Here is a 24,944-nt window from a genome sequence, read left to right on the forward strand (position 1 = left end):
CGGCGCCGCAGTGACACCTGTGTCAGTCCTCACGCTGCCGCCTGTTGCAGGAGCATGCGGTGATACAGGGCAGCATATTGCCGGCCGGGTCCATCCCATTCGTGTTTCTCCAGCATGGCCGCACCACGCATGGCATTGAGCAACTGTGGTTCGGCATAAATACGGAAGGCGCGCTGCAGGCAGCTGCGCAGATCGGATACGGAAACATGGCGGAACAGCAAGCCGGTGACGCCATCTTCGATGGTGTCTTGCAAGCCGCCGGTTGCATGCGCAATCGGCAGGCAGCCATACGCTTGTGCGTACATCTGGCTAAGCCCGCAAGGTTCATAGCGCGACGGCATCAGCAGGAAGTCGGCACCGGCAAACATGCGTCGCGCCAGCCCATCTTCGAAACCGATGTGAGCCGCAACACGTCCTGGAAAACGTCGTGCGAGCCGCATGATCGTGCGTTCGATCGACGGATCGCCGCGACCGATCAGCGCGAGCTGCCCACCGGCCGCGATGATTTGCGGTGCCGCTTCGCAGATCAGGTCGACACCTTTTTGTTGCACCATGCGCGAGATGACGGCGAATAGCGGACCATTCTGCTGGCGTAAGCTTAGTTCCTCGCGCAAATACTGCGTGTTCATCGCACGCCGGTCCCAGGCACCAATGGTGAAGGGCGCTCGCAGCGAAAGATCACGTTCTGCATCCCAGCTGGCGTCGATGCCATTCACGATACCAGTCAGGCAACCCTCCATGGAGCGTTTGCGCAGCAATGTATCCAGGCCGCAACCGTAAGCAGGTTCGGTAATTTGTTTTGCGTAGCTCTCACTGACCGTCGAGAGATGGTCAGCTTTAGCGATGCCTTCGTGCAGAAACGAGATGCGGCCGCGATGATCGTGTTCGATGCGCCTGCGCGACATGCCGATATCGTCTGCGGCGCTTGCCGGAAACACGCCTTGATAAGCCAGGTTGTGAATGGTCAAGATAGTTGGAACGGCATCGTTTCCTGCGTCGAGATAATGGGCTGCCAGGGCGCATGGCCAATCGTTCAGATGCAGGAGATCGGGGCGCCACGGCATGTGTGCGTGCTGCCGGGCGATTTCCGCGGCAGCATGGGAAAGCGTCGCGAAGCGGATGTCGTTATCGGGCCATTCGTAGCCACGCGCATCCGTATAGGGTGAACCTTCGCGCTCATAGAGCTTTGCATTGCAGAGCACGAGCACCGGTAATCCATCCTTGGTGCGGATTTCGCCGATCTCGCAGGCTGGCAGTTTGTGATAGCTGCGGATCCTGCCGATCATGCGCATGCCGGCACCGGCTCCCACGACATGCGGATAACCGGGCAACAGCACGCGCACGTCATGCGTCTTCGCCAGCGCGCGAGGCAACGCAGCCGAGACATCACCCAGTCCGCCTGCTTTCACGAAATCGGTCATTTCCGTGGTGACGAACAATACTTTTCCGCCGCGTTCGCCACGGGCGCCGGGCGGCGGAAGATCGGCCCTTCGTCTGTGCGCGCTTGGTGCCGTGACGCGTTTTTGCGCCCGTGAGGGGGGATAGGTCCTGTGCAGGGGTTTTGCGATAGTCATCCAGTCGCTCTCGATAGAGTTCCCGCAGGGCGAGGATTCGCCGGCAAAGTGCGGGTCGTTATGCTTGAGGTTAGGGCTCTGCAGATCAAACTCGCGTACATCAGACGATGTGACAAAGTGAAGATCGCGAGACGAACGGCGGTGGCGGCGTCATCGTTATTTCCACTTTGCTGTGGTTTGGTAAAGCTTTCGCAACTTTCCATGCACGCAACCTTTACAGTGGACGGTGCACGGTTGAGCGATCATTTTTTCTCGGAGGTATGGCCACCGGTGCGCTGAATGCCTAGCGCGCGGCGCCGGTAGCGTGGCGATACAACGGATTGCAGTGAACGAAGCACGCTTTCTCGCAAGGAAACAGTGCAAAGAGATTTTCAAGGCGATCGTCATTGGCCTTCTGCTGTGCACGTGCGTGGTCTTCACGCCGGTCGCTTTTGCTGATCGTCCAGTGGTGCCTGCAAGTGCATCCACGTCGAGCGCTGCGGCAGAATCCCCGTGTGTACAGACCTCGCACGCAGTGCAGGCGGCTGGCAAGGGGGCGCCGCCATCTGCCGGTTCGACATCGAGGACCTCCAGCAGCGTCGCGGTGTCGGCAGCCAAACCTGCAGCGAAGGCGTCCCCGATGGTTCCCTTGCAGGCCAATGGATTGATCGAGCGCAGCTTGCGCCAAATCGGCCAATGGCTCGACGGACTGGGAACACAATTCAACCAAGCAAGACACTCGCTGCTTGGCTTGTGGAAATTATTCGAACGTTCCGGCGGCCACATTGCCGATGTCATCGATCAACACGTGCTGGTGGTGACGGGCACGACCTTGATTGCCGTCTTCGCTACCGGCCTGGTGCTGGAGTGGCTCGCGCATCTGGCGTTGAGGCGTCCATTGCGTGTGCTGGTCGCGAAGGCCAACGCCGTCGAGTCCCGCGACCGAGCTCGCCAGGCTCACGATGACGGCGTCGCGCAACGAGAGCATGAGGCGGAGGAACGCTCCGAAAAACAGGATGCCGACGCGACGAAGGCTGCGGCGGGCGTGCAACCGGCCGCAGGCGACGTGGCGCTCGTGCAGACGCATGAGCATGGGGTGGATCGCGTCGAGCCTGTGCGAGTCGGCGCACAGAACACGGCAGGCGGCGCCCAGGATCAAGCTGCCGCGCATACGGCGGAAGATCGCCATGCGCCGCGCGATGAGCACCAGCACGCCAAGCCGGCCCGGTATGTGAATACCTTGCATCATTTGTTGTTCGCAGCCGGTGCCTTGTTCCTCAATTTGCTGCCGCTGATGATTTTTTTCGTATTCGCGGGTTTGGTGTTGCGAGAAATGGAAGGCAGCGATGTACGTGTGCATGATGTCGCAAGCAGTTTTATCAATGCCTATTTGTCCGTACGCATCACCATGGCCATATTGCGCCTGCTGGTGTCGCCCGACGGGCCGGGGCTATGTGTGCTAAAGGTCAGCCGCCAGACCACGCGGACTCTGCTCTTCTGGGTACGCTGTATGGTGATCATCGCGGCGTTCGGCATTGCACTGGGCGATACCTTGCTGGCCTTGGGCGGAGGCCATGCCAGCCGCATGGCGTTTATCAAGCTGGTTTCGCTATGCGTGCATATCGCTGCAGTCATACTGATCTTGCAATTGAGGCGTCCCGTTGCGCGGGCGATTGCCGCTGCTCCCGGCAGACAGGGTGCAGTGGCCACGGCACGAAACTGGCTGGCACGCGTGTGGGCGTTGTTTGCCATCGTGTTCGTGATGGGGGTATGGGTGGTATGGGCGCTCGGGGTGGAAGATGGATTCCCCAAGCTGCTTCATTTCATCGGTGTCTCGGCCGGAATTTTAATTGCGGCCAGAATCGTCACCATTCTCGTTCAAGGTGCGCTGGGTCGCGCCTTTCATCCGCATGAAGGCACCGCTGGGGCGACCAGTGAGGCACGCAGCCGACTCGTAAAACGCTATTACCCCGTCATCAATGGCCTGGTTTCCTTTTTTATAACGGTGTTGACGATCATTGCCTTGCTGCAGGCGTGGGGGCTGGATGCGATAGCGTGGTTTACGCATGGCACTATGGGCAAAAGCCTTACGTCCGCCGCATTGACGATATGGGTGGCCACGGCCATAGCGATTTCCATCTGGGAGGCTGCCAGTTTCAGCATTGAGCGCCGGATTGCGCAGTGGACCGATCACGGTGACCTGATGCGAGCGGCGCGTCTGCGCACGTTGCTGCCGATGATGCGCACCATGCTGTTGATTGCCGTGGTGCTGGTAGTGGGGCTGACCGCCTTGAACGAGATCGGCATCAATACGACGCCGCTGCTTGCAAGCGCCAGCATCGTTGGCGTGGCCCTGGGATTCGGCTCGCAGAAACTGGTCCAGGATTTCATTACCGGCATTTTCCTGTTGATGGAAAACGCCATGCAGGTAGGTGACTGGGTGACCGTGGCAGGTGTGTCAGGAACGGTTGAGTACCTTTCTGTACGCACGGTGCGATTGCGCGGTGGCGATGGCTCGCTGTACACCATCCCCTTCAGTTCTGTCACGACCGTCAACAACACCAACCGCGGTCTTGGCAATGCATCCATGGAAGTTCATATCGCCGACGGGGCCGATGTCGGTCGTGCGATGGACGAGCTGAAAAAGATCAATGACGAGCTGCGCGGCGATCCCGCGTTCCAACCGTTGATTCTCAAGGATATGGAGATATGGGGCGTGGATGCGATGGATGGTTCCAAAGTCGTTATCGTGGGACGCATACAGTGCATCGATGCCGGTCGCTGGGGTGTGCAGCGCGAACTGAATCGCCGCATTGTGCTCCGCTTCCGCGAAGCCGGCATCGAACTCGCCAATCCGCAAGCGGCTTACCTGTTCCCGCGCGGCGATCTTGCCGTCGCGCCCAAGACATCCGCGCAGTGAAGCGCTGGCGCAAGGCACGGTGATGAGGAAGTGACGACGGTGACATCGCCTTCATTGCTCCAACGCTAGCTTCCCTTTGGTAGATAGGAGAGTCCCATGAGCATGTTGCAGGTAGAGACGGATAGCCTGGGTCGGCCGATCGAGCTGTTTTACGAAGACATCGGTTATGGGCCGGCGGTCGTACTGCTGCATGGCTGGCCGTTCGACCACACGATGTGGGAAGAGCAGGTATTTGCCTTGGCCAGCGGAGGATGCCGCGTCATTTGCTATGACCGCCGCGGCTTCGGTAAATCATCCAAGCCTGTGGACGGCTACAATTTCAATCGATTCGCCGACGACTTGAAAAGCCTGTTGGATGCACTCGATTTGCATGACGTCACCCTGGTCGGCTATTCATTCGGCGCCGGCGAGGTCGTGCGTTATATGAGCCGCCATCTGGGTCAGCGCGCGACCCGCATCGCGCTGGTGAGCAGCGTGACACCCTCCATGGCCAGGAGCAAAGACAACCCGGACGGCGCGGACGAGGCAAGGTTTGAGGACATTTGCACACGCATACGTGCGGATCGCTTCGCTTATATCGATCAGTTCGTGGAGCAATTACTCGACGGGAAGAGCGCGAATTCCGAAATGCTGGACTGGATCAAGTCCCTGGCCATACCGGCTTCACGCATCGCCATGCTGGCATGCGTGCGCGCTTTCGCAGAGACGGATTTCGTGAGTGACATGGCAGCGGCGATCAATTTGCCTTCGCTGGTGATTCACGGCACCGAAGATCGCATTGCGCCGTTTACAGCGAATGGCCGGCGGACGGCAGATCTTCTTCCCGGATGCATTTTCAGGTCGTATGAGGGAGCATCGCATGGATTGTTTGCGACGCATGCTTCGATGTTGAGTGAGGATTTGCTGGGGCTGGTGCATACGCCGCCCTCGCAGACGTTACCGCCCCAGGTGTTTTGATTTGTCGCTACGTGGTTGTGTGTGCGGCAGAGCCGCAGACTGATGGATTGCCTGCGGCCTTCGTTCCGTCCCATGCAGCCGCTGTGCAAACGCCTGCGACTGCAAACGCTGCAGGCAAGGTTGCCTCCAACGACTACCTGCAGCGCAGCGCAAAAACCATCTCTCTCTCCGGTGTGGAGAGGGAGTAGTAGCGGAAACATCCAGCATCACAATTCGCCACGCGCAGCCAATACGCCGATCCGGTCTGCCGTTCTGCATGCTATCGCCTGAATCGTCAGCGATGGATTGACGCCGCCCACAGTGGGAAACACCGATCCGTCGCATATCCACAGATTGGGAATATCCCAACTGCGGCAGTCTGCATTGACGACGCTGGTGCGTGGGTCGTCACCCATGCGCGCAGTGCCATGGAGGTGGCAGGTGTCGTCGGTTTCGCGCCAGATATCCTTGGCGCCGGCGGCGGCCAGGGCCTGGCTCATGAAGTGGAGGGAGTGTTCGATCAGGCGGCGGTCGTTGTCGCAGTAGGAATGCGTGACGCGCGCGATGGGCAGGCCGTATGAGTCTTTTTCATCCGCGAGCGTGACGCGATTGCGTTCCTGCGGCAGCGTTTCGCCGACGATTTTCAGGCCGGCCTGGTGGTTGTAGTGCTGCATTTCCTGTAGCAATGCCTCGCCCCACAAGCCGCGGCGGGCTTCGGCCGCGGACCATACAATCGGCAGAGGGCCTTGGCTCATGTAGCAATAACCGCCAAAGAAATCCTTGCCTTTATCGGTGTAATTCCAGTGTTCGGTGATGGCGAGAGAAGGTGGCCCTTTGTAGGCGCGGATTTCTTCGTCCATCCGTCCCCACACGGCCTGGTTGGATTGCACCATGAAGTTTTTGCCGACCAGGCCGGAACTGTTTGCCAGTCCATCAGGAAAACGGCCGTTTGCCGAGAGCAAGAGCAGGCGTGGTGTTTCGATGGCATAGCCGGCGACGATGACGTGTTTGGCGCGCTGGAATTGCCAGCATCCTTCGCGGAAATATTCCACACCGGTGCAGAGGCCCGCGTCGTTTACGACGATCCGCCCGACCATTGCCAGATCGCGTATCTCCGCGCCAGCGTTCAAGGCGCGGGGAATCCAGGTGTTCAAGGTGCTTTGCTTGGCATTGGTGGCGCAACCGGAAACGCAGAAGCCACGGTATACACATGGATGCGCCAAGCCGCGTGGAGCAGAGATTGTGGCCAGGGGCGTCGGCGTCCATTTGATGCCCATCGCTTCAGCGCCGCGTGCGAGCACGAGTGCGGCAGCATTCAATTCATGTGCGCGGTAGGGATAGCGTCCACGCGGAGGACCCCATGGATAGTTGATAGGGCCGGAGATTTTCAGGGCGTCTTCGACGATGGCGTAGTAGTGCCACATCTCGCGCCAATCCAGCGGCCAGTCTGCGCCATAGCCAAGCACCGTGCGCGACTTGAACCATTCCGGACGGAAGCGTAGCGAGACCATGGCGAAGTGCACCATGCTGCCGCCCACTGCCTTGCCGCTGTTATTGTTGCCGAGCCTGACCGGATCTTCACCGTCGCACAAGCGTTCATCGGTCCAGAATAATTTTTTCTGGTGCGCTTCGTCAGAGGCGAATTCTTCCAGCGGGCGCCACCATGCACCGGCGTCGAAGGCAACGACGCTGAAGCCTTTTTCAGCGAGGCGGCAGGCGAGGGTGGCGCCCCCTGCGCCCGTTCCGACGATGACAAAATCGACGGCTTCGTCTTGCGGGTATTCGCGCATTGGCACCCAGCCGCCGAGGCGGAATACGTCGGGCGCGCGGCCATGTTTCCCGCGCGGTTCGTGTTGGGGGTCAGCGGACACGGCTGTTTTCCTGCCGCGCTTTGTGTGCTTTGCCGGGCTTGGCTTCCACCGCTTCCCACGGATCGCGGCGATTGTCATACATGCGCACGTAGCCACGGGGATTGGCGGGACCGCCGAAGCCGATCGCGTTCCATGCGTAGGGATGCGAGTAATACGCACCGCAGATGTCGGGCAGGATGCGTTGGCTGAAGAACAGCTGTGGATCCATGCCTTGCCAAGGATCATTGGCAAGTTCGCCGTGCTGCATAGCTTTCAGCAGAGCATGTTGTGCATCATGCGCGATGCTGGCGAAGGGCAATTCGTGACGGCTCTTGCTTTCTGTGTCGAGTGCGGTGAGCCCGATCTGCCATGCTTCCCGCAACGGCGGCAAGCGAGCCAGGCGAAAGCCGTCTCCCGCATTCGCATGCAGGCGCGTATCAATCATCCCCGCCAGCGGCACGCGCGGTCGGTCTGCCGCTTGCGGAATGATGCATGCACATAACGCGTCGAGGGCGCGCCATCGCACGGCGTCGAGAAAGCGCGGGTCGGATGGCGTGGCGAGGCGTTTTTCGATAACTGAGCGCGTGATAGCGTCCCACGATGGAGTGTGGCGTTTACGCAATACGTCGTAACCGGGATAACGCGAGGGAGGTATGTTCATCGTCGTTCCCTTTCTCTCAGTCGCAGTGCGGCAAGGCCGGCCAGCGCCAGTGCGGTGAAGCTTGGCGGTGCCGGTAACGGCGGACCGTTGAACAGGTTCTGGCTCCAATTGCGCCAGCCACCGTGATGACGCGCTACGCCCCGGATATGCAAGGCAGTGCCTACCCAGCCGAGCAGCCATGTCAGCCGCAACACCGCGCGCGCCAACCAGCGGGGCTGTGGCTTGGTAAGTGATGCGTGTATGAGCAACGCGGATGCTGTGGGCGGGATGCTGACGGGCGCATACATCGCTTTGTGCTGGAAGGAGCCGCGGAAATGCAGCAATGCTGCTTCGGCGGTAGTGCCTGCCAAACCGATGCCGCTAAGCAGGCCGAGCGCTCTGCCGGCCGGCATGCCGAGCAAGCGCGGTGCGCGGGTTGGCTGGTTGCGCAGGCGTTCCGCTGCGGCGCCCAGGGCACCCGAAAGTAATAAGGCCATGGGTGCGCCAAGCGGCGCTGCATAGAACAGGTTTTGCCAGCTCCAGCCGCCGGGACGCTTCATGATGTTGTAGAGATGAAAACCTGTTCCTGCGACGCCGCTGAGTGTGGCGCCCCAGTAAATGGCGTGGCGGAGTGTGTGCGTACGCGCGTGACGGTCGACGCCACCGTGCAGTCCGGCGCCCAGTGAAAACGTTGCGACGACAGGTGGCACGTACATGGCCAGGTTGGAGAACGCGCCCCGGTAATGTTCCATCGCGCTATCGGTAAGCACGGAACAGGCGAGCAAGGCGGAACTGCGGTTGAAGGCTCGCGAGGTTTCGATATGCATTTGTGGCGCAGGCTTGCGCCGCCGCGGGCGGGATGTGCGTTGAGCAATGGCCACTGCCGTGGCGACACCGGCCAGCGTGCAAGCGATGCCTGCCCATCGATAGCGTTGGGTTGTCATGACGGTGATTCGGTGCCTGCCTGGATCATCTTTTTCCCGATGGTGAGAAGCTTCATGCCGATCGACCGGCCTCTATTTTTCTTTGTCCTTGTGTCCGGGCAGCACCGCACTCAGCACCTGTCGCGCGGTATCGCGCACCATGTGCCCCTGTTCGGGATCGCCGGTCATCAGGGTGGATGTAAAGGCTTTCGCCTGCGCCAGCGTGATGTGCGGGGGCAACGGTGGAACTTCGGGATCGGCCTTCACTTCGATCACCACCGGGCGATCCGATCTCAATGCCTCGTCCCAGGCGGCGCCGAGGCGTTCGGGTTCGTCCACATAGATGCCGCGCAGACCGATCAATTCCGCGAACCGGTGATACGCCACGGATGGAATCTCCTGCGAGGCTTCGAACTTTGGATCGCCTTCCATCACGCGTTGCTCCCAGGTGACCTGGTTGAGGTCCGCGTTGTTCAACACCATGCAGATCCAGCATGGGTTAGCCCATTCCTTCCAGTATTTGGCGACGGTAATCAGTTCGGCCATGTTGTTCATCTGCATGGCGCCATCACCGACCAGTGCGATCACCGGGCGTTGCGGATAAGCAAACTTGGCGGCAATGGCATAAGGCACCGCCGCGCCCATTGACGCCAGGCCACCGGAAAGCGAACACAGCATGCCGCGTTGTACTTTCAAGTCGCGCGCATACCAGTTGGCGACCGAGCCGGAATCACTGGTTACGATGGCGTTGGCGGGAATGCGGTGCGATAGCTCCCATACGGTACGTTGCGGATTCACGCCGTTTTCGGCTTTGGCCATGGCGCGGGATTCGAGTTTTTCCCACCAGTCCGTCATCCAGTGTTCGATGTCATCGCGCCAGCTGCGATTTTCTTTGTTTTGCAGCAGCGGCAGCAGGGCACGGAGTGTTTCCGCGCTATCACCGACAAGATTGACTTCCATGGGGTAGCGCAGGCTGAGCATGTCGGCTTTGATATCGATCTGCACGCCGCGCGCGTGGCCTTCTTTCGGCAAGAATTCGGAATAGGGGAAACCCGAACCGATCATCAACAAGGTGTCGCATTCGGTCATCAGGTGGTAGCTGGGTTCGGTGCCGAGCAGACCGATCGAACCTGTTACCCATGGAAGGTCATCCGGCAAGGCGCCTTTGCCGAGCAAGGCCTTGGCCGCACCAGCGCCAAGCTTGTCGGCTACGGCGATCACTTCATCGGTGGCGTGCAAGGCGCCTGCGCCGACCAGGATGGCGATTCTTTTACCGGCATTGAGCACCTCCGCTGCGCGCCGGAGATCTTCATCGTAGGGCACCGTTTTAGGCTTGTGGTAGCCGATGCCCGAATGCACGGTGCCGTGCTTGCGTGCAGGTGGTTCATAGGGAAGATCCTGCAGATCATTGGGCAACACCATCACGCTTACGGCATGTTCTCCCAGTGCGGTACGCACAGCGCGATCGGTGAGATGCCGTATCTGTGCCGGTACGCTCGCTTGCTGCACGAAGGAACCGGCCACGTCCTTGAACAGGGCAACCAGATCCACTTCCTGTTGATAGTGGCCGCCGAGCGCGGTGCGTGCTTGCTGGCCGGTGATAGCCAGCACGGGCATGTGATCCAGTCGCGCGTCGTAAAGCCCGGTGATCAGATGCGCGGCGCCAGGTCCTGAGGTGGCGATGCATACGCCGAGTTCGCCCGTGAACTTGGCATGCGCCGACGCCATGAACGCTGCCATTTCTTCGTGCCGCGTCTGGATGAATTGGATTTTTCCCTTGGCGCGATTGAGCGCGCCGAAGACGCCATTGATGCCATCGCCCGGATAACCGTAGATGCGTCGTATGCCCCATTCGTGCAGTCGTTCGACCAGGAAATCGCCTACGGTTGGTTTGCTCATGGGCTCGAACTCCGGCGTGGTGGAGGCTGCTGGCGTGGATTCGACGGGCGCAGGCAGCGCTTGCGAAGGGATACATGGAACGTAGGGAGCGGGCTGTGGATGGGCTGTGCAGTTTTCGTGGCGGAGGCGTCACGTCCGCACAAATTCATCTGTACGTATCTCATGCGCAGCCCGCATGAAAGAGTGCCGATAACCTCAGCAAGGCGTGAAGACGTGGCGCTCAGCGCTGGAGATGCTGGTGTCGGGCGGTGTCTGCCTGCTTTTCGCAGGAAGTGTGCTGGCGGCGGAAATCGTAGTTGCCGTGCTGGCAAGGTGTTTGCCGTGCTGTGGCACGCTTGACTGATTCGGCATTCCGCGTTTCGTTTTGCCGGTCGGACGATGTGCGCGTCCCCGGCTGGCGGTGAGAAGCGCGCTAGGCGATACGCCTGAAGATGGCTGGCATGTCGCAGCAGCCGTTATGGCGTCGTCGTTTGGGCAGGCTGCGGATGGCCCAGGCAAGTCATTGCGAAATGGCGTGCGCCGACGATAGTGGCGACGTCGTTAAATACATGCTCGAGCGGTACCCGGATTTTCGACTTGTTGCGGTTCTTCAAACGGTGGACTTTGCCGGGCTCGCCCTGATGGTTGCGTGCGCGCTGCTTGGTGAAGTCCCTCGCCTTGGGCGCCTTGCCGGCTGTGCAATGTATAGCAGCGCCCTTAAGCGCGTTCCGACAGCAGGTCGTCAATCCAGCGCGGGCTTATGCGCAACAACCGTAGGGAACATACATGCGCGATCATTGATGAAGCGAATATGCGTAAACCCCACCGACTCCAGTTGCGCAAGAGTTTCCGCATGTGTACGGAACGCACTCCATCTTGCATCGATCACCCGTGCGAAGAGCATGTGCTGGAGCGCGAGTATGTCGGATGATATCGCGCTCATCTCCCAGGGGGACTGTGCCGACAAACTTGGTGGAGGGGTGAGAAAGCTCGTGACAAGCCATCCGCCGGGCTTCAAGGCGTCGAAGAATTGGCGATACAGAGCGGTCACGCGTGCCTCGTCCGGTTCATAGATGTTGAGGCCATTGCTCGTCAGCACATCCGCCTGAGCGTAAAGGTGCATATTCCAAGCGTCGACCTGTCGCAATGACAGGTGCCCGGAGAAATCCTGTTTTTTTGCCAGGGCGTGAGCACCCGTCAGTGCCTGCGGATCGAGGTCAAGGCCGATCAGCGACACTCCTGGAACAGCGGAATAATCCAACGACAACAGATCTCCCATCCATCCGCAGGGCACGGAGGCCAGAACCATGCCTGGCTTGAGCATGGCTTGTAGCTCGCGACGAAAAATGGCGAACCGTTCACGCGTGGCCAGTACGGCGGGAAGGCGCTCGAACAGCACATGTTCCAGCGGAGAGGTTTTTTCTTTCTGCAGCGATCCAGGCACGTAGGTAACGATGCGATGCGTCCAATAGGCGTCGAGTCCGCGATGGGCGAGCAGAAATCGCCCCAACTCGAAGGTGGACAATGCATCGGCCAGAGAGAGCTGCTCATCAAGAGAGCCTTCCGGCATATCGCCGCCGGCGCGCAGTCTTGCCTTGACGGCTTTCAACGTTTGCTCGTGGGAAGTGGCGGCCTTGGCGGCGACGCCATGGGAGATCAGCCGATTTGCATCAGTCATGGCAAGTACCTATGGATTTGTTCGCGAAGACGCCGCGGGAGGAGCTTGAAGAAAAATTCAGCGCCTTGTCGCGGCCATGCAAAGCCATTTGTGGGAGAGGGATATCAGTCATTTTTTGACGCGCAGACCGTTGATCACCAAGTACAAGCGCCGAAGGCAGGTCGCTCTGTGGATGTGCCCGCAGCAACTGATAGGCGATGCCGCCAACGCCCGTCATCAGGCCAGGCATGAATGCGTCGGCTGTCATGCCGCACCGGAGACCATGCTGCTCTAGACCCGTTAACCACTGCGCCAGCAACGTTTCTCTGCAGAGGCCGGTCGGCCCCAGGCCACGGGCAATGGCTGCATCCAGTAACTCCCAGGCCGAAGCATCGCCATGGCAGGCGCAATGATCCATCCCCAGGCCGTTGCGCCAAGTTGCCTTGACGGCCCTACTCAATTGAATGTGTGTTGATGTCGGCGGCATGAAAGGCTCGAGATCCAAGTGTGCGAGACCGATGCCAACTGCGCCGTGGCACCATGCCGTGGCGGTTTTGCTGCCAGCGTCGGTGCGAAGGTCCAGCCAATTACGGGCATGCGTGTCGAACAGGCTTTCTTCGAAGGCGAAGGCAGCATCGGCGAGTTTCTGATAACGCTGTTCACCGCTAGCGCGCGCCAGCTTGGTCAAGGCCCAGCCGACGCCGGTCGCTCCGTGCGAGAAGCCGCCAAGTCCATTGGGCCAAGCGTCTTCTGGCCAGTAGGCACGATCGTCTTTCCAGACTGCACTCGCGTGCAGTTGGTCGCCCAATGCTTTGGCTGTCTCCAGAACGAAGGGATCGGCATGACGCTCTGCCAACTCGAGCAAGGGCGGAATGGCGCCAGCCAGACCATAAAGCACATCCGCACTTTCGCTTGCAGCGGCAGCTTCCGGAATCAGTGGCACTAGTGCACGGGCGCGCTCCAGGCCCTCGCCCTGAAGTTCGGCCAACGTATCCAGTGTGAGCCATGTCCAGATCAGACTGCCAAGACCTGCATATCCGCCCGGGGGCAGGGGACGGATCGTGATGCGATCGGCGCGCAGTTGCTCATGCCGTGCTTCGGCCATGATCAGCGTGCGCAGAATGGCATCTTGCAATGCGTCCAGTTCTTCAATCGCATTCGCGCGGCCGGCACGCGCCTCGTGCTGGTAGGCGGCTACCAGCACGCCCACTCCGGATAAGCCGCTGTAAAGGTCCTGCGCAAGCGGACGCACTGACCATCCCGTGGCTGGATCAAAACTTGGCGCGACCCACGTCACCGTGCCATCTTCGCCATGAACAGCATGCCGTAGAAAGTCGCGCATGATGGCGCTGAGCTGTGCACGCCTACGGAAGTCCAGGTCGTCCACTCGCGGTTGCGACGGCCATAGGGATCGATGTTCGGGCATGCCGCCATCGTTGATATAAGCGCCGACCAGCGCGGCATGGATAATGCTCCGCTCCTTCTGCAGATCGGCGTTGCGCCAGTGATCCAGCGTGGCGTCTATGAGATTTGCTGGGGGCAGCCAGTGCGTGGCGCGCGGACCTTCCAACTGACCTTGCGCCACAGTCGTGGAAAAAAAGGGAATGTCGCCTTCCTTGAGATCGGCGATCTCGGCGTTGATGACCGTGATGTCTCCCGGCGCGATGGCGGTGTTGTCGGCCATGCGCGAGAGCAGGTCGCACGCTCGCTCGGTAGCATCGTTTTCGTTATGCAGGGAAGTGGGGTGCCACAGCATGCGCGCCAATTCGGCATAGGTTTCGGTGGGGCGCGTTACCACGCGAATCTGGCATCCTGCAAAGCCATCCAGTTCGCTGCGCAATGCGCCCGAGCTATCCAGCTTACGCAAAGTGAGATTGATGTGATCGAACGCATCCAGCACATGCGGCCAATAGTGGGTCAGCGCTGGCTGTGGGCTGGGGTGATTCTGCGATACCTGCACAGGGATCATGGTCATGCCCAATCGTGCTTCGTCGGTGCCTACCTGCAAAATCACGGGTTGCTGCATCATGGGTTGCTGCTCAGGAAGGGCGCCGATCGATGAAATGTCGATGCCGCGCCAGCCGAGTGCCGCGCCACGGCCCGGCAACATGCCCGTGCCAAGCACGGTACCTGAGACCCAGTCACCCGCCTTGTCCACCGCCAATCCATAACCGGAAGCTGCGGGGGGAAGCTTGGGCGTGAACAAGGTCTCGCAGTCGACGATGACGGGACAGGGACCATGGGCAATCAAGTTCTGCGCATGCATATCCGTGCCGCCTAGCAGGCGTAGTATGCCGAGCCATTGGCCAATGCCCCGGTAGAAGCATTGCAGTTCGTTATCACTCGCCGTATGTCGGTGTTCGACGAACGCCGTCCAACCGTGCTCACCGCGCGCCAGTGCGCAGGGCACCTTGGCCGTTATGATTTCCTGGTGTACTTCGGAAAGTCGATGAAGGAAATTCGCCAATGCGATATCGACGTCTACCGGGCGCGGCTTGTAGACAAGCTTGCCCCCTTCGCACGTGACGATGACCACGGTCCGTCCCTGCTTGTGACTGTCGCCCGCGTCGAAGCCCAGGGCTTGTAATGCGCCCGCACTATCTCCGCAAAGCGGACCTAGGCTTGCACGGTCGGCAACCCAGTGCCGTGCAAATTCAAGGGCAGCGGCGCAACGGTTGCGCACGATGCAGTGAACACGGGGAAGCAGGCTCGGATAATGCTGTTGCAGCGTCTTCCAGAACCCAGGCGTGGAGGAAAGATCGATGAAATGTGCCCAGCGTTGTTCGCTGGTTTTACCAACAAGAATACCATTCGCGCGCGCCGCATGAAGCTCCACCAATAAAATGCGTGCCAAGCGGCCATGCAAGGTGAATAGCAAACTATCGTTTACGGCGTTGAAGATCAGTTCGTGTTCTTTTTCCTCAAGTCCTGCAACTTGACGTAGCGGATGCCTTAGCAGGTTTTCTGCTGGCGACAGCAGTCCTTGCAGCGATCTAGAAAACGGTACGTCATTAGCGATAGTCATGATTTTTTGGTCGACATTAAGTTCATCGCGATGGGATGCCATGAAAAACCGGCATCATGGGTCCAGAAAACTCCCATGCGGATGCCGAGCCTTATGAGGAACGATGCGATATGGCGTCGAGTGCGAAGCGAGTCGATCCATTAAGCTGCCGTCAGCCTGGCTTGACGCAAGACATTCCCGTTCCGAAATATTTCAATGGGCGTCCATGCTTGAGAGCGAACGATAAGTCCACTTTTCAGGTGGAGCCGGGGCGGAGATGCGCCGCCCCGTGATGTGTGTCCGCACCAGTGCGTCGGACGTTATCGGTGCTGTATTTCAGCCACACGCAACCCTGTTATTACTGCAAAGGGTGCAGCTACTCATGGACGTATCAATCATGCGAGTACGTGTCATTTCCTCCTCGGCAAATTTGCCGCTCATGAATAACGGGCCTGCCGGGTTGCTCTCATCAGCCACCGTGCGCAACTGCTTGGCATAAGTCGTTTCCATCACTCGTCTCCTTGTATGGGGTTGTCGGTTTGCAGGATAAAAGTGCCAATCCATCTCTTCATGGACGCGCTTCGTTACCCCTGGACAGATATAAGCCATTCGGAAAGGAAATACAGCACTGTCACTTCGAATTGAGACAAAGCCAAGGGTGAATGACATTCATGCGTATGGTTGTTGCTCACACTGCTCGCCTGTACTGCGCGCGTCGCGCCACTCCGGCCGATGATCGGCGCGCTTGCTTCGTTATCATTTTGGCTGGGTCGTGACTGCATCAGAGGCAGGCACGCTGCTTTGGCTCAAAGCGTGCAACCGAGGAAGGTAAGCATTCGGTCCCCCGCGCTTTCCATTCATGCAGGATCGAAACACGTATCGATGCACTCCGTGCGTGTTTTCGGATACGGCACGGCGCCGGAAATGTCCTGCGATGCGGCGTCGGTGAATGGTGTGCCCCAGTAAATGGCGTGGAAGCAGGCTGTGGATGGGCTGTGCAGTTTGCGTCGCGGAGGCGTCACGTCCGCACAAGCTCATCATGTACGCATTTCATGCACAGCCCGCATGGAAGAATGCCGATAACCTCAGCGGAGCGTGAAGATGTGGCGCTTAGGGCTGGAGATTCTGGTGTTTGGCGGTGTCTGCCTGCTTTTCGCGGGGAGTGTGTCGGCGCCGGAAATCGTGATTGCCTTGCTGGCAGGGTGTTTTGCCGTGCTGTGGCATGCCCGACTGATTAGGCATTCCGCATTTCGCTTTGCCGGCCGGCCAGATGGTGCGCGCGTCCTGGGCTTAGCGGTGAAAGGCGCGCTAGGCGATGTACCTGAAGGTGGCTGGCATGTCACGGCAGCGTTATGGCGTCGTCGTTTTGGCCGGTTGCGGATGGAACCTGCGCCTGTGCTGGTTCGCGATAGGGATGTGCATGTCATTCCGAAACGGCGTGCGCTGGCGATACTGACGACGTCGTTCGGGCCACTGGCGTACGTTACCGAGGCACACCACGAAGCCTTGCGGGTTCATCGCGTGAATCGCACCATTCGGCCGGAGTAAGCGATGTATTGGCTAGCAGTCTTCGCATTGTTTCCACCGTTGCTCGCTGGATTGGTCGCAGCTCGACGCGGTCCGTTGCATACCCGGCCGCTGGCGATACAGTTCATCGGTACGCTGGTGGCGATCATCTTTGTGTTGATGGCATGGGCGATGCAGCAGCCTTCATACATCGATCTTGCGTTGACGCTTACGCTGCTTGGATTGCCGGGGACCCTGGCTTATGCGTTCTTCATGGAGCGCTGGCTATGACTGTGCTGACTGGACTGGCACTGGGCTTGTTGGTGACGTGTTGCTGGGTCTCTGCCGCGGCCCTGTGGCGGCTCCCCCGTGGTATGGATCGTCTGCATGTAGTGAGCTTCATGCCGCTCGCCACGTCTCCTTTGTTGTTGGTGGTGGCGATAGTGCAAACAGGGACGTCTATCGGTACGGTGAAAGTGGCGTTCCTGTGGCTGTTGAATGCACTGGTCGGCATAGGCGTGGCGCATGCGTTGGGGCGACTGATGCGGCCGAAGGAGGGTGGTGAGGCATGAAAGCTGTCGTTGCCGCCTGCCTGATAATGGTGATGCTCAGCGGCACGCTGGTGGCCGTAACGCGCCGGCCGCGCAGACAGGTGCTGATGATCAGCGCCCATGGATTGATGCTGGCCGTGTTGTTTCTGGTGCTGGAAGCTCCTGACGTTGCTTATTCGGAAATTGCCGTAGGCACTGCCTTGGTGCCCGTGATGTTTCTTGCGGTGCTTGCCAATATTCGCAGCAGTGGCCGAAGGAATCTTCCGCGATGATATCCGCAGTGCTGCTTCGTCGCCTGCTTTGCGTGATATCGCTGGTGGTCATGGCGCCGGCGATCATCGTGGTGGCATTGCATATGCCTGGATTCGGCGAAAAGCTTCCTGCCTATGGGGCTGCCATCAATACGCACGTGCCTTCGATGCGGCAGGCGACAAACGTGGTCACGGCGGTGATTTTCGATGTGCGCGGCGTGGATACACTGGGTGAGGAATTTATTTTTGTTGCTGCCACGACCGGGTTGGCGGTGTTGTTGCGGGGTGGTCGCGGCGAGAATGCCTCGGGCAAGCCTGTTCATACGGATGGGCGTCGTTTGCCGGCGCGCAGCGAAGCCATCGCCTTGCTCGTCCGCTGGATGCTCCCGGCGACGGCGGCATTTTCGGTCTATGTGCTGGCGCATGGACAACTGACGCCGGGTGGCGGTTTTCAAGCAGGTGCGCTGTTTGCCTCTGCGGTATTGCTGCTATTTCTCGGGGATGGGTATCGCGCCTGGCGACGGGCGATGCCGCCGATCGCGATGCAGCTTGCCGAAGCGTTTGGTGCTGTCGCATGCGTGGGCGTGAGCTTGCTTCCCATGGCGCTTGGTGCAGGCCTGCTTGAGAACGTATTACCGCAAGGCGAACCGAAATCGCTGACCGGTGGCGGCTTGATCCCTCTCATGAATGTCGCTGTGGGCATAGCGATTGCCGGTGGCTTTGCCAATGCGCTGATCGAGTTCCTGGAAGAAACGCGCGAGCCGGAGGAGGACGATCCACCATGATCCTCGGCATGTTGCCCTGGCTGGCTGCGGCGTGGCTCTTGATCATCGGTATTTACGGCATCGTGACAAGCCGGCATTACGTGCATCTGATCGGTTGTCTTTCCGTGGTGCAGTCGGGCACGTATGTATTACTGCTGGCGATCGGTTTCGTGTGGCATGCCGGGCCGCCGATCTTTTATGACCATCCGCCGGGAACGCCGGCGGTGGATCCGGTCATGCAGGCGCTTGTGCTGACGGACGTGGTGGTTGGCGCTGCGGTGACAGCGTTGTTGCTGGCCTTGGCCTTGCAATTGCACAAGCGGCGTAAAACGCTCGATCCGGAAGAACTGGAGCCAATTCCTTGAATTGGGTGCGCTGGATACCGCTGCCGGTAGTGGTGCCGCTGCTGGCGGCTTCTATGGCTTTGCTGTTGGAAAAGACCGTACCGCGCCGCTGGGTGGATCTATGGGCCATGCTTGTGACGGCGGCAGTAAGTGCGGAGTGCATGTTCTTGGCGCACGCAGCAGTCGGCGCGCCGCTCGTTTACTGGTATGGCGGATGGGCGCCGACGCATGGTCCGGTGCTCGGCATCAGCTTCGTGGTCGACAGCGCGGGGGCGGGCGCAGGCGCGTTCATCGCAGGATTGTTTGCGCTGACCTTCCTGTTCGCCTGGCATTATTTCGAGGAGGTGCGTGCACATTTTCATGCACTGATGCTGATGTTTTGCTCGGCCTTGATCGGTTTCTGCCTGACGCATGATCTTTTCAATATCTTCGTGTGGTTTGAAACGATGAGCGTGATTGCTTTCGCGCTTACGGGATATCACCTGGAAGATGCGGCGCTTGAGGGAGCGCTCAACTTTACCGTGGTCAATACGCTCGGCAGCTTCTTGATGATGGCTGGCGTGGGGCTGGCCTATGCGGCCACGGGCGCCTTGGATATGGCGTTGGTAGGAAAGGTGTTGGCAGAACGCCACAATGATGTGCTCGCCTGTGCCTCGTTCGTACTGATGGCGGCGGCCATGCTGATCAAGGCGGCTAGCGTGCCGTTCCATTTCTGGTTGCCGGATGCACATGCGGTGGCGCCATCGCCGGTCTCGGTGATTTTTTCGGGTGTCATGGTGCCGGCTGGTTTGTTTGGCCTAGGCCGGTTGATGACGATTGTTTTCGCGGGCGTGCCGCCCGTCATGGCGCTTGCACATCTGTTGCTGGTGCCGCTGGGGGCGGTAACGGCCGTGGTGGGCGGCTTCATGGCGTTGCAGCAGACGCATCTCAAGCGCTTGCTCGCCTATTCCACGGTTAGCCACGTCGGCGTGATGCTGGCAGCGCTGAGCCTGATCACGGTACACGGTGCCGCCGGATGGCTGCTTTACATGCTGGGTCACGGGATGGTGAAGGCCGCGTTGTTCATGGGAGCGGGCGTGCTGGCCGCCATGCTGGATAGCGTCGATGAGTTTGAGCTTTATGGACGTGCGCGTTTCCGGGTGGTGTTGGCGAGCTTATTTGTCGTCGCTGCGCTTTGCCTCGCAGGCTTGCCCGTAGGTGTGATGGCGGCGGGGGCTGAAGCGGTGGAGGGTGCCGGAAAAATTTCGGGTGATGGATGGTTGGGAGCCATCATCGTCATTTCGTCGGCAACTACCGGTGGAGCTGTATTGCGCGCAGCGGTACGCATTTTTCTCGGCAAGGGGGAATTGCCGGAAGAGAAGGCAGCGGATGCGGACGAATCCGAACGCGGCGATCGTCCATTGGTGCTGATGCTGGTGCCGTTGGCGGTGCTGGTCGTCGTGGATGTGGTGGCGCCGATTCCGCTGGAACGCATGGTGCGTGTTGCTGCTGCCACCTTTGTGCATATGCCGGCATGGTCTGTCCTCGATGGCGGCCACGCCTAAGCGACGCCAGTCATTCCGGCTGTGGCGATGAGCGGCAAATTATCGGGATGGATGGCGGTCGGTCTGGCTGTCCTCATCGCAGGCACGCAGCTCTTTGCCGTGAAGCTGTTGAAGCAGCGCTTGCTGTGGCCGCTGCATATCACGATCAAGACATTGCGTACCTTGCATGCAGGGCGAGTAGGCGATCAGGTGGCGTGGCTGGCGGCGGGCCTGGCGATGCTGACGGTTGGCATCGTTGCGATACACTTGCGGTAGGCTGCGCAGGCAGGGAAGGCGCACGCCGATAGCCGCAAAAGAAACGAGCCGCCTTGAGGGGCGGCCCGGTCGGGCATCGGTCATCCATGTTGAGGAGGGGCCCCTCCCCGGCGCCTGACTTCCCGGCACGTCCTTTATCGCATATTTGCGGTTCCCGTAGCAGGTGCGCCCATTTTGAGTGGGTATGCTGGTTGCGCGTCGTCAAGAACAACATGCAGGCGAAATGGGGGTGCGGAGGCTCCACGTGACAAGCCGCATGAGATGAACCCTCCGCTTAGCGGCCTGTGCGGCTTGCGACGATGCAGTTCCATAGAGTTTGTGCTTCTTGCCGTGGATCAGGCATGCCGCAGATGGCGGATACCACGGCAATTCCATCCGCACCGGCAGCAATGGCCTGGGCGACGTGCCGGCTTTTCAAGCCTCCGATGGCGACTGCGGGAACAGGACTTGCCGTGACAATGCGAGCGAGTCCATCCCAACCGATCGGTTGTTCGTGATCAGGTTTGGTCGGCGTAGCGAACACGGGACCGATACCGACATAGTCGACGATGGCAGGGTCGATCGCATGCGCGGCCTGTTCTGAATTGACCGACACCCCGAGGATCATGTCAGGTCCTATGCGAGCACGAGCCAGGGAAGATGCTGTATCACGTTGGCCGATGTGCACTGCATCAACATCAGCTTCGATGGCTGCATCGATATCGTCGTTCATAACGACAATGGCCGATGTGTCTTGCAGCGTTTCCTTGATGGCACGTGCAAGGGCGACGCGTTCGGCGGTGGATGCTTGCTTGTGACGTACTTGCACCATGGTGACGCCGCCAGCAACCGCTTCACGCGCTGTTTCCAGCATGGAATGTTGTTGGCAAAGATCGGGATCGAGCACCAGGTAAAGAGAGAGGTCGAAGGGTTTCTTCATACGAGTGTGACCTGGGCCTGCGACTGCAGCGTCTCTGCGTCCAGCGCCGCAAGGGCATCGATAAAGCGCCAGGCGAACGAACCTGGGCCTGCGGAATGTAGTGCGGCCTGCGACCCTGCTACGGCAAAACTGGCCAGTGCACATACGGTGGCGGCCATGGGTGATGCCGGTGCCATGGCGACGTAGGCACCGATCAAACAGGTAAGCGCGCAGCCCATGGCGGTGACTTGGGGCATGAGGGCCGATCCTCCCGCGATATGCATGGCACGTTGCCCATCGGTGACAAAATCGATCGCGCCCGTGACGGCGACTACGGCTTGTGCCCGCTGGGCAAGGGCAACGGCAGAGCTTTCTGCATGCGCGACGCTATCGCCACTGTCCACACCACGCCCAGAACTTGCACTGCCGGCGAGCGCCATGATTTCCGAAGCATTGCCGCGAATTACCGTGGGACGGAGTGCAAGCAGATCTTCGATCGCCTGTCGGCGGAATGCCGTAGCAAAATGCGCTACCGGATCAAGCACCCACGGTTTGCTGCTTTCGTTGGCGGCCTTGGCCGCATGACGCATGCCGTCCAGCCAATGCACTGAAAGCGTACCGATATTGATCGTAACGGCACTCGCGAGCCTGGCAAATTCACCGGCTTCCTCGGGTGCGTGCACCATGGCAGGCGAGGCACCTGCCGCCAGCAAGACGTTGGCGGCAAAGTTCATGGCGACGAAATTGGTGATGCATTGGACGAGAGGCGGTTCGCGGCGTATTTGCTCAAGCAGTTTGCCGTGGCACAGGAGAGTGGCGGTAGTCATGGTGGGTTTCCGGGAGAAGACCCGTGTCAGCCGTCGCCGAACGATGAGCATGCGTATCACCATGCTTGCACCATCCCTACGCCAGCACGAACTGGATCAGGTTCAATGGGTCACTGCGCGGCACGGTATATCGCCTGTGCGCCAGCAGAATCTCAGCCCCTTGCCGGGGCACCCCAGGTGAACACAGAGGTTGGCCGAGCTGCGAGGTGTTGTCAAATCGATACTGTCGGTTCTTGCCTTACTATGATGCGACTATGACTCCTGTAGCGACGCGAAAAGCCCGTGTGCTGCCCCGATCTTTCTATGATCGCGATTCCCTGCAGGTAGCACCGGAGTTATTGAACAAGGTGATGGTGTGTGGCGATGGTCGTGCCGGGCGCATCGTTGAAGTCGAGGCTTACCATGGTGGGGATGATCCCGCCGCTCACTCTTATCGGGGCAAGACGGCGCGTAATGCCGTGATGTTTGGTCCGCCCGGGCATATGTATGTGTATTTCACTTATGGCATGCATTGGTGCAGCAATGCCGTTTGCGGACCAGAAGGAGCGGGTACTGCGATCTTGATCCGCGCCTTGCAGCCGCTGGCGGGCTTGGACCTCATGAAGGCAGCACGACCGCTGGCCAAAAGTGACCGCCAGTTATGCAATGGACCCGCCTGCCTCACGCAGGCCATGAGCATCACCAAGCAGCAGGATGGAGTCGATCTCGTGGCGGCACGAACTTATTGGCTGGCAGACGATGGGATTGATCCCCCGGATCATCCGGTTCAAACCACGCGCATAGGTATCACCAAGGCAGCCGATTACCCGTGGCGTTGGTATGTCACTGATAACGCATACGTGTCGCGGAAATGACGTATGGTTCAAGAGACTCAAAAACCAATGCCTTGTATGCTTGGCTCCAATCGATGGATGGATTTTTTGAACGTGATGCTTTCATAAGGAGAAGGGATATGCTGCGTTCGTATTTGAAAGCGATATGGGTACTGGCCGCTGTAGTGATTGCGCCGCGTGTTGTGGCTTTTCCTGTGCTATCGCAAACGGCTCCCTCTTGTCAGGCTGATCAGGTTCGCCTTCGCGTGGATGATGGCCATGGGTATTTCGATGGTATGTCTCAGTCGGGGATGTTTCTGATCTTGCAGAACAGTAGCTCGAGTGCTTGCACGCTGCCGGCCCGTCCTGAGCTGAGTTTTCAGGATATGTATCATCAAACGTTGCCCGCTGCATTTCGGTCTCCGCCCGGCATGCATCCTGGGCCGGTCATCTTGCCGATCAAACTGTTGCCGCATGAGACGGTATCCAGTGAAGTACGCTGGGTTTCCCAGGATGTCTATGACCCGGGACGTTGCGTCCAGCCTGCCTATGTCGCCGTGGTGGTGGACGGGAAGTCGATATGGACGACTTTCCATGGTCAGCTGTGTGGACCGCAGGACAAGGGGCCGACTTACAAGGCCACATTATTGGTCCCGCATAATGATGTGGCTGGGAAGGGCGTATCTTCCAAGCGTAGTTGAAGCGTAGGGTTTATCGCTGGCTTGGGGGCGACCGTCATCATCGCAATGTCACGGCTGCAGAAGGTGCCGGTCGCCCTGGATGAAATGTCCCAAGGCTGCAAGTGGACCTACGCGGTCGCAGATGATCTTGGTGATCGCCCATAAAGGGACCGCCAGAATGGCGCCGGGAATACCAGGCCAACGACGCAGCCTAGCAGCAATGCCATGGCCAGCAAGGCCGCAAAGAGGCGTGGGATGCGCAGATGTTTCATTAATTTCATGCCAGGCTGAACCAGCAGCTTGAGGAAAAATGGCAGCACGATAGGAAGCACGACTTCTCTTGCCGCGTACATGCAAGCCATGATTCCAAGAAACAGTAGTCCACCCTGAAAAATCGTGGAAAGCTGCCCGGAATGAGGTCTATCTTCCTTTGTCTGGCTGTCTGGAGCCTTCGACATTTTTGTAACTGATCCTGGAAATGCACAAGCAAGGCGATCGGACGTTGCGCATGGACGGATCAATGGTGGGTGAAACCTTTGTGCAGAACTTGTTGTAAGGGGCGGCTTCGTGCGGTAAAGAATCACCCGCCGGTGTAGATCTTATAATTCGTGTGATGACTGAACTTGGCTTGTCAGTCTGACGTAGTCTTATAAAAAGTATGTGCCTATAACGAAGTGTTTGTGTAATTTTCATTATTAGTTTCTGTTATTTGAAATTTTATTTATTGATAAATTGAATTTAAAGTAATTAATGTTTTATTTATGATTAGGTGGCCTCATGTTTGAGACAAATCTCCTAAAATTTTGAGTAAATTCGTGCAAAATAGGGTTTATGAGGAGGCGATTGCACAGTTCCATGAGGCGTGCGAAGACTCGCAACGTTGCGAGAAGTGGACGGTCACTTTGGCTGTGATGCAACGCATTTTGATGCATCGGGTGGCACGATCTCTTGCTGAGGTCACGCCCATTCACGCTGAATGGTGAGGGTAGGTTTGTAAGTTATCGCGACTTCCTATGCTGACGGTAGTTTTGCGCACCTTGCAATGAGTTCCTGTCCTGTTGTCAGGCAGAGCTGGTTCTTCGGAATATTTCCCGGTCTGGGAGCAGCAAGAAGGCAATGATGTGGGCTGCTTTCACATTCGGCTTGAAATC

General features: G+C 59.0%; 24 protein-coding genes and 1 riboswitch. Of the genes, 13 read left to right on the forward strand and 11 right to left on the reverse strand.

Going from position 1 to position 24,944, the window contains the following annotated elements; translation table 11 throughout:
• Positions 1-29: 29 nt before the first annotated feature.
• Positions 30-1,574, reverse strand: a complete 1,545-nt coding sequence (gene glgA / locus AC4HNJ_RS13625) for a glycogen synthase GlgA (RefSeq protein ID WP_490480132.1) — start codon at positions 1,572-1,574, stop codon at positions 30-32.
• Between the two features lie 619 nt (positions 1,575-2,193).
• Here glgA and AC4HNJ_RS13630 point away from each other — a divergent pair.
• Both AC4HNJ_RS13630 and AC4HNJ_RS13635 read left to right on the forward strand, forming a co-directional pair.
• Positions 2,194-4,473, forward strand: a complete 2,280-nt coding sequence (locus AC4HNJ_RS13630; RefSeq protein ID WP_490480133.1) for a mechanosensitive ion channel family protein — start codon at positions 2,194-2,196, stop codon at positions 4,471-4,473.
• Positions 4,474-4,569: 96 nt separating this feature from the next.
• Positions 4,570-5,430 (forward strand): alpha/beta fold hydrolase, encoded by an 861-nt coding sequence (locus AC4HNJ_RS13635; protein ID WP_490480134.1) that lies wholly within the window; start codon positions 4,570-4,572, stop codon positions 5,428-5,430.
• Between the two features lie 206 nt (positions 5,431-5,636).
• Here AC4HNJ_RS13635 and AC4HNJ_RS13640 read toward each other — a convergent pair whose 3' ends face one another.
• The 4 genes from AC4HNJ_RS13640 to AC4HNJ_RS13655 form a co-directional block, all read right to left on the reverse strand.
• Positions 5,637-7,280, reverse strand: a complete 1,644-nt coding sequence (locus tag AC4HNJ_RS13640; protein WP_490480135.1) for a GMC family oxidoreductase — start codon at positions 7,278-7,280, stop codon at positions 5,637-5,639.
• A complete protein-coding gene (locus AC4HNJ_RS13645) occupies positions 7,270-7,920 on the reverse strand; it encodes a gluconate 2-dehydrogenase subunit 3 family protein (protein WP_490480136.1) in 651 nt (216 codons plus the stop codon). The genes AC4HNJ_RS13640 and AC4HNJ_RS13645 overlap by 11 nt, the downstream gene beginning before the upstream one ends.
• The gene (locus tag AC4HNJ_RS13650) at positions 7,917-8,843 is read right to left on the reverse strand and encodes a hypothetical protein (protein WP_490480137.1); all 927 of its coding nucleotides are present in this window, start codon (positions 8,841-8,843) and stop codon (positions 7,917-7,919) included. Before AC4HNJ_RS13650 ends, AC4HNJ_RS13645 begins: the two co-directional genes overlap by 4 nt.
• 72 nt (positions 8,844-8,915) lie before the next feature.
• Positions 8,916-10,721 (reverse strand): thiamine pyrophosphate-requiring protein, encoded by a 1,806-nt coding sequence (locus AC4HNJ_RS13655; protein WP_490480138.1) that lies wholly within the window; start codon positions 10,719-10,721, stop codon positions 8,916-8,918.
• 205 nt (positions 10,722-10,926) lie between these two features.
• Here AC4HNJ_RS13655 and AC4HNJ_RS13660 point away from each other — a divergent pair, with 205 nt between their 5' ends.
• Positions 10,927-11,064 (forward strand): hypothetical protein, encoded by a 138-nt coding sequence (locus AC4HNJ_RS13660; RefSeq protein WP_490480139.1) that lies wholly within the window; start codon positions 10,927-10,929, stop codon positions 11,062-11,064.
• Positions 11,065-11,442: 378 nt separating this feature from the next.
• On the opposite strand, the gene AC4HNJ_RS13665 is transcribed toward AC4HNJ_RS13660, so the two are convergent.
• From AC4HNJ_RS13665 to AC4HNJ_RS13675, 3 genes are all read right to left on the reverse strand, one after another.
• Positions 11,443-12,378: an SAM-dependent methyltransferase gene (locus tag AC4HNJ_RS13665; protein ID WP_490480140.1), complete on the reverse strand. Its 936-nt coding sequence runs from the start codon at positions 12,376-12,378 to the stop codon at positions 11,443-11,445.
• On the reverse strand, positions 12,371-15,382 hold the full coding sequence (locus AC4HNJ_RS13670; protein WP_490480141.1) for a type 2 lanthipeptide synthetase LanM family protein: 3,012 nt from the start codon (positions 15,380-15,382) through the stop codon (positions 12,371-12,373). The genes AC4HNJ_RS13665 and AC4HNJ_RS13670 overlap by 8 nt, the downstream gene beginning before the upstream one ends.
• A gap of 315 nt (positions 15,383-15,697) precedes the next feature.
• Positions 15,698-15,871: a DUF6229 family protein gene (locus AC4HNJ_RS13675; protein ID WP_490480142.1), complete on the reverse strand. Its 174-nt coding sequence runs from the start codon at positions 15,869-15,871 to the stop codon at positions 15,698-15,700.
• A gap of 591 nt (positions 15,872-16,462) precedes the next feature.
• On the opposite strand from AC4HNJ_RS13675, the gene AC4HNJ_RS13680 reads away from it, so the two are divergent.
• Genes AC4HNJ_RS13680 through AC4HNJ_RS13715 form a run of 8 tightly spaced genes read left to right on the forward strand, consistent with a single transcriptional unit; the run spans position 16,463 to position 20,576 of the window.
• A complete protein-coding gene (locus tag AC4HNJ_RS13680; RefSeq protein WP_490480143.1) occupies positions 16,463-16,909 on the forward strand; it encodes a hypothetical protein in 447 nt (148 codons plus the stop codon).
• Positions 16,910-16,912: 3 nt separating this feature from the next.
• Positions 16,913-17,158: a monovalent cation/H+ antiporter complex subunit F gene (locus AC4HNJ_RS13685; protein ID WP_490480144.1), complete on the forward strand. Its 246-nt coding sequence runs from the start codon at positions 16,913-16,915 to the stop codon at positions 17,156-17,158.
• On the forward strand, positions 17,155-17,439 hold the full coding sequence (locus AC4HNJ_RS13690; RefSeq protein ID WP_490480145.1) for a hypothetical protein: 285 nt from the start codon (positions 17,155-17,157) through the stop codon (positions 17,437-17,439). The genes AC4HNJ_RS13685 and AC4HNJ_RS13690 overlap by 4 nt, the downstream gene beginning before the upstream one ends.
• Positions 17,436-17,690, forward strand: a complete 255-nt coding sequence (locus tag AC4HNJ_RS13695) for a Na(+)/H(+) antiporter subunit B (protein WP_490480146.1) — start codon at positions 17,436-17,438, stop codon at positions 17,688-17,690. The genes AC4HNJ_RS13690 and AC4HNJ_RS13695 overlap by 4 nt, the downstream gene beginning before the upstream one ends.
• Entirely contained in the window at positions 17,687-18,454 is a 768-nt protein-coding gene (locus AC4HNJ_RS13700) for an MnhB domain-containing protein (RefSeq protein WP_490480147.1), read from the forward strand. The genes AC4HNJ_RS13695 and AC4HNJ_RS13700 overlap by 4 nt, the downstream gene beginning before the upstream one ends.
• On the forward strand, positions 18,451-18,798 hold the full coding sequence (locus AC4HNJ_RS13705) for an NADH-quinone oxidoreductase subunit K (protein ID WP_490480148.1): 348 nt from the start codon (positions 18,451-18,453) through the stop codon (positions 18,796-18,798). The genes AC4HNJ_RS13700 and AC4HNJ_RS13705 overlap by 4 nt, the downstream gene beginning before the upstream one ends.
• 5 nt (positions 18,799-18,803) lie before the next feature.
• The gene (locus tag AC4HNJ_RS13710) at positions 18,804-20,321 is read left to right on the forward strand and encodes a complex I subunit 5 family protein (RefSeq protein ID WP_490480275.1); all 1,518 of its coding nucleotides are present in this window, start codon (positions 18,804-18,806) and stop codon (positions 20,319-20,321) included.
• 27 nt (positions 20,322-20,348) lie between these two features.
• Positions 20,349-20,576, forward strand: a complete 228-nt coding sequence (locus AC4HNJ_RS13715; protein ID WP_490480149.1) for a hypothetical protein — start codon at positions 20,349-20,351, stop codon at positions 20,574-20,576.
• A gap of 274 nt (positions 20,577-20,850) precedes the next feature.
• Here the strand turns inward: AC4HNJ_RS13715 and thiE are convergent, their stop codons facing one another.
• A complete protein-coding gene (gene thiE, locus AC4HNJ_RS13720; RefSeq protein ID WP_490480150.1) occupies positions 20,851-21,495 on the reverse strand; it encodes a thiamine phosphate synthase in 645 nt (214 codons plus the stop codon).
• Positions 21,492-22,301 (reverse strand): hydroxyethylthiazole kinase, encoded by an 810-nt coding sequence (thiM, locus tag AC4HNJ_RS13725; RefSeq protein ID WP_490480151.1) that lies wholly within the window; start codon positions 22,299-22,301, stop codon positions 21,492-21,494. Before thiM ends, thiE begins: the two co-directional genes overlap by 4 nt.
• A gap of 55 nt (positions 22,302-22,356) precedes the next feature.
• Positions 22,357-22,487: riboswitch (TPP riboswitch) on the reverse strand.
• A gap of 68 nt (positions 22,488-22,555) precedes the next feature.
• On the opposite strand from thiM, the gene AC4HNJ_RS13730 reads away from it, so the two are divergent.
• Together AC4HNJ_RS13730 and AC4HNJ_RS13735 are read left to right on the forward strand one after the other, a co-directional pair.
• Complete coding sequence (locus AC4HNJ_RS13730) at positions 22,556-23,155, forward strand: DNA-3-methyladenine glycosylase (protein ID WP_490480152.1); 600 nt, start codon at positions 22,556-22,558, stop codon at positions 23,153-23,155.
• Complete coding sequence (locus AC4HNJ_RS13735) at positions 23,152-23,814, forward strand: DUF4232 domain-containing protein (protein ID WP_490480153.1); 663 nt, start codon at positions 23,152-23,154, stop codon at positions 23,812-23,814. Before AC4HNJ_RS13730 ends, AC4HNJ_RS13735 begins: the two co-directional genes overlap by 4 nt.
• 107 nt (positions 23,815-23,921) lie before the next feature.
• On the opposite strand, the gene AC4HNJ_RS13740 is transcribed toward AC4HNJ_RS13735, so the two are convergent.
• Complete coding sequence (locus AC4HNJ_RS13740; protein ID WP_490480154.1) at positions 23,922-24,251, reverse strand: hypothetical protein; 330 nt, start codon at positions 24,249-24,251, stop codon at positions 23,922-23,924.
• Between the last annotated feature and the right edge of the window lie 693 nt (positions 24,252-24,944).

The sequence above is a fragment of the Dyella sp. SYSU CM1112 genome (genome assembly GCF_058216415.1).

Bases quoted from the DNA above. Each gene is read 5' to 3' on its own strand.
- AC4HNJ_RS13705 (WP_490480148.1), top strand. From the start codon at position 18,451: ATGATCCTCGGCATGTTGCCCTGGCTGGCTGCGGCGTGGCTCTTGATC.
- AC4HNJ_RS13700 (WP_490480147.1), top strand. From the start codon at position 17,687: ATGATATCCGCAGTGCTGCTTCGTCGCCTGCTTTGCGTGATATCGCTG.
- AC4HNJ_RS13685 (WP_490480144.1), top strand. From the start codon at position 16,913: ATGTATTGGCTAGCAGTCTTCGCATTGTTTCCACCGTTGCTCGCTGGA.
- thiE (WP_490480150.1), bottom strand. From the start codon at position 21,495: ATGAAGAAACCCTTCGACCTCTCTCTTTACCTGGTGCTCGATCCCGAT.
- AC4HNJ_RS13735 (WP_490480153.1), top strand. From the start codon at position 23,152: ATGACGTATGGTTCAAGAGACTCAAAAACCAATGCCTTGTATGCTTGG.
- glgA (WP_490480132.1), bottom strand. From the start codon at position 1,574: ATGACTATCGCAAAACCCCTGCACAGGACCTATCCCCCCTCACGGGCG.
- AC4HNJ_RS13670 (WP_490480141.1), bottom strand. From the start codon at position 15,382: ATGACTATCGCTAATGACGTACCGTTTTCTAGATCGCTGCAAGGACTG.
- AC4HNJ_RS13715 (WP_490480149.1), top strand. From the start codon at position 20,349: ATGAGCGGCAAATTATCGGGATGGATGGCGGTCGGTCTGGCTGTCCTC.
- AC4HNJ_RS13650 (WP_490480137.1), bottom strand. From the start codon at position 8,843: ATGACAACCCAACGCTATCGATGGGCAGGCATCGCTTGCACGCTGGCC.
- thiM (WP_490480151.1), bottom strand. From the start codon at position 22,301: ATGACTACCGCCACTCTCCTGTGCCACGGCAAACTGCTTGAGCAAATA.
- AC4HNJ_RS13655 (WP_490480138.1), bottom strand. From the start codon at position 10,721: ATGAGCAAACCAACCGTAGGCGATTTCCTGGTCGAACGACTGCACGAA.
- AC4HNJ_RS13675 (WP_490480142.1), bottom strand. From the start codon at position 15,871: ATGGAAACGACTTATGCCAAGCAGTTGCGCACGGTGGCTGATGAGAGC.
- AC4HNJ_RS13635 (WP_490480134.1), top strand. From the start codon at position 4,570: ATGAGCATGTTGCAGGTAGAGACGGATAGCCTGGGTCGGCCGATCGAG.
- AC4HNJ_RS13680 (WP_490480143.1), top strand. From the start codon at position 16,463: ATGTGGCGCTTAGGGCTGGAGATTCTGGTGTTTGGCGGTGTCTGCCTG.
- AC4HNJ_RS13695 (WP_490480146.1), top strand. From the start codon at position 17,436: ATGAAAGCTGTCGTTGCCGCCTGCCTGATAATGGTGATGCTCAGCGGC.
- AC4HNJ_RS13645 (WP_490480136.1), bottom strand. From the start codon at position 7,920: ATGAACATACCTCCCTCGCGTTATCCCGGTTACGACGTATTGCGTAAA.
- AC4HNJ_RS13665 (WP_490480140.1), bottom strand. From the start codon at position 12,378: ATGACTGATGCAAATCGGCTGATCTCCCATGGCGTCGCCGCCAAGGCC.
- AC4HNJ_RS13730 (WP_490480152.1), top strand. From the start codon at position 22,556: ATGACTCCTGTAGCGACGCGAAAAGCCCGTGTGCTGCCCCGATCTTTC.
- AC4HNJ_RS13690 (WP_490480145.1), top strand. From the start codon at position 17,155: ATGACTGTGCTGACTGGACTGGCACTGGGCTTGTTGGTGACGTGTTGC.
- AC4HNJ_RS13740 (WP_490480154.1), bottom strand. From the start codon at position 24,251: ATGTCGAAGGCTCCAGACAGCCAGACAAAGGAAGATAGACCTCATTCC.
- AC4HNJ_RS13630 (WP_490480133.1), top strand. From the start codon at position 2,194: ATGGTTCCCTTGCAGGCCAATGGATTGATCGAGCGCAGCTTGCGCCAA.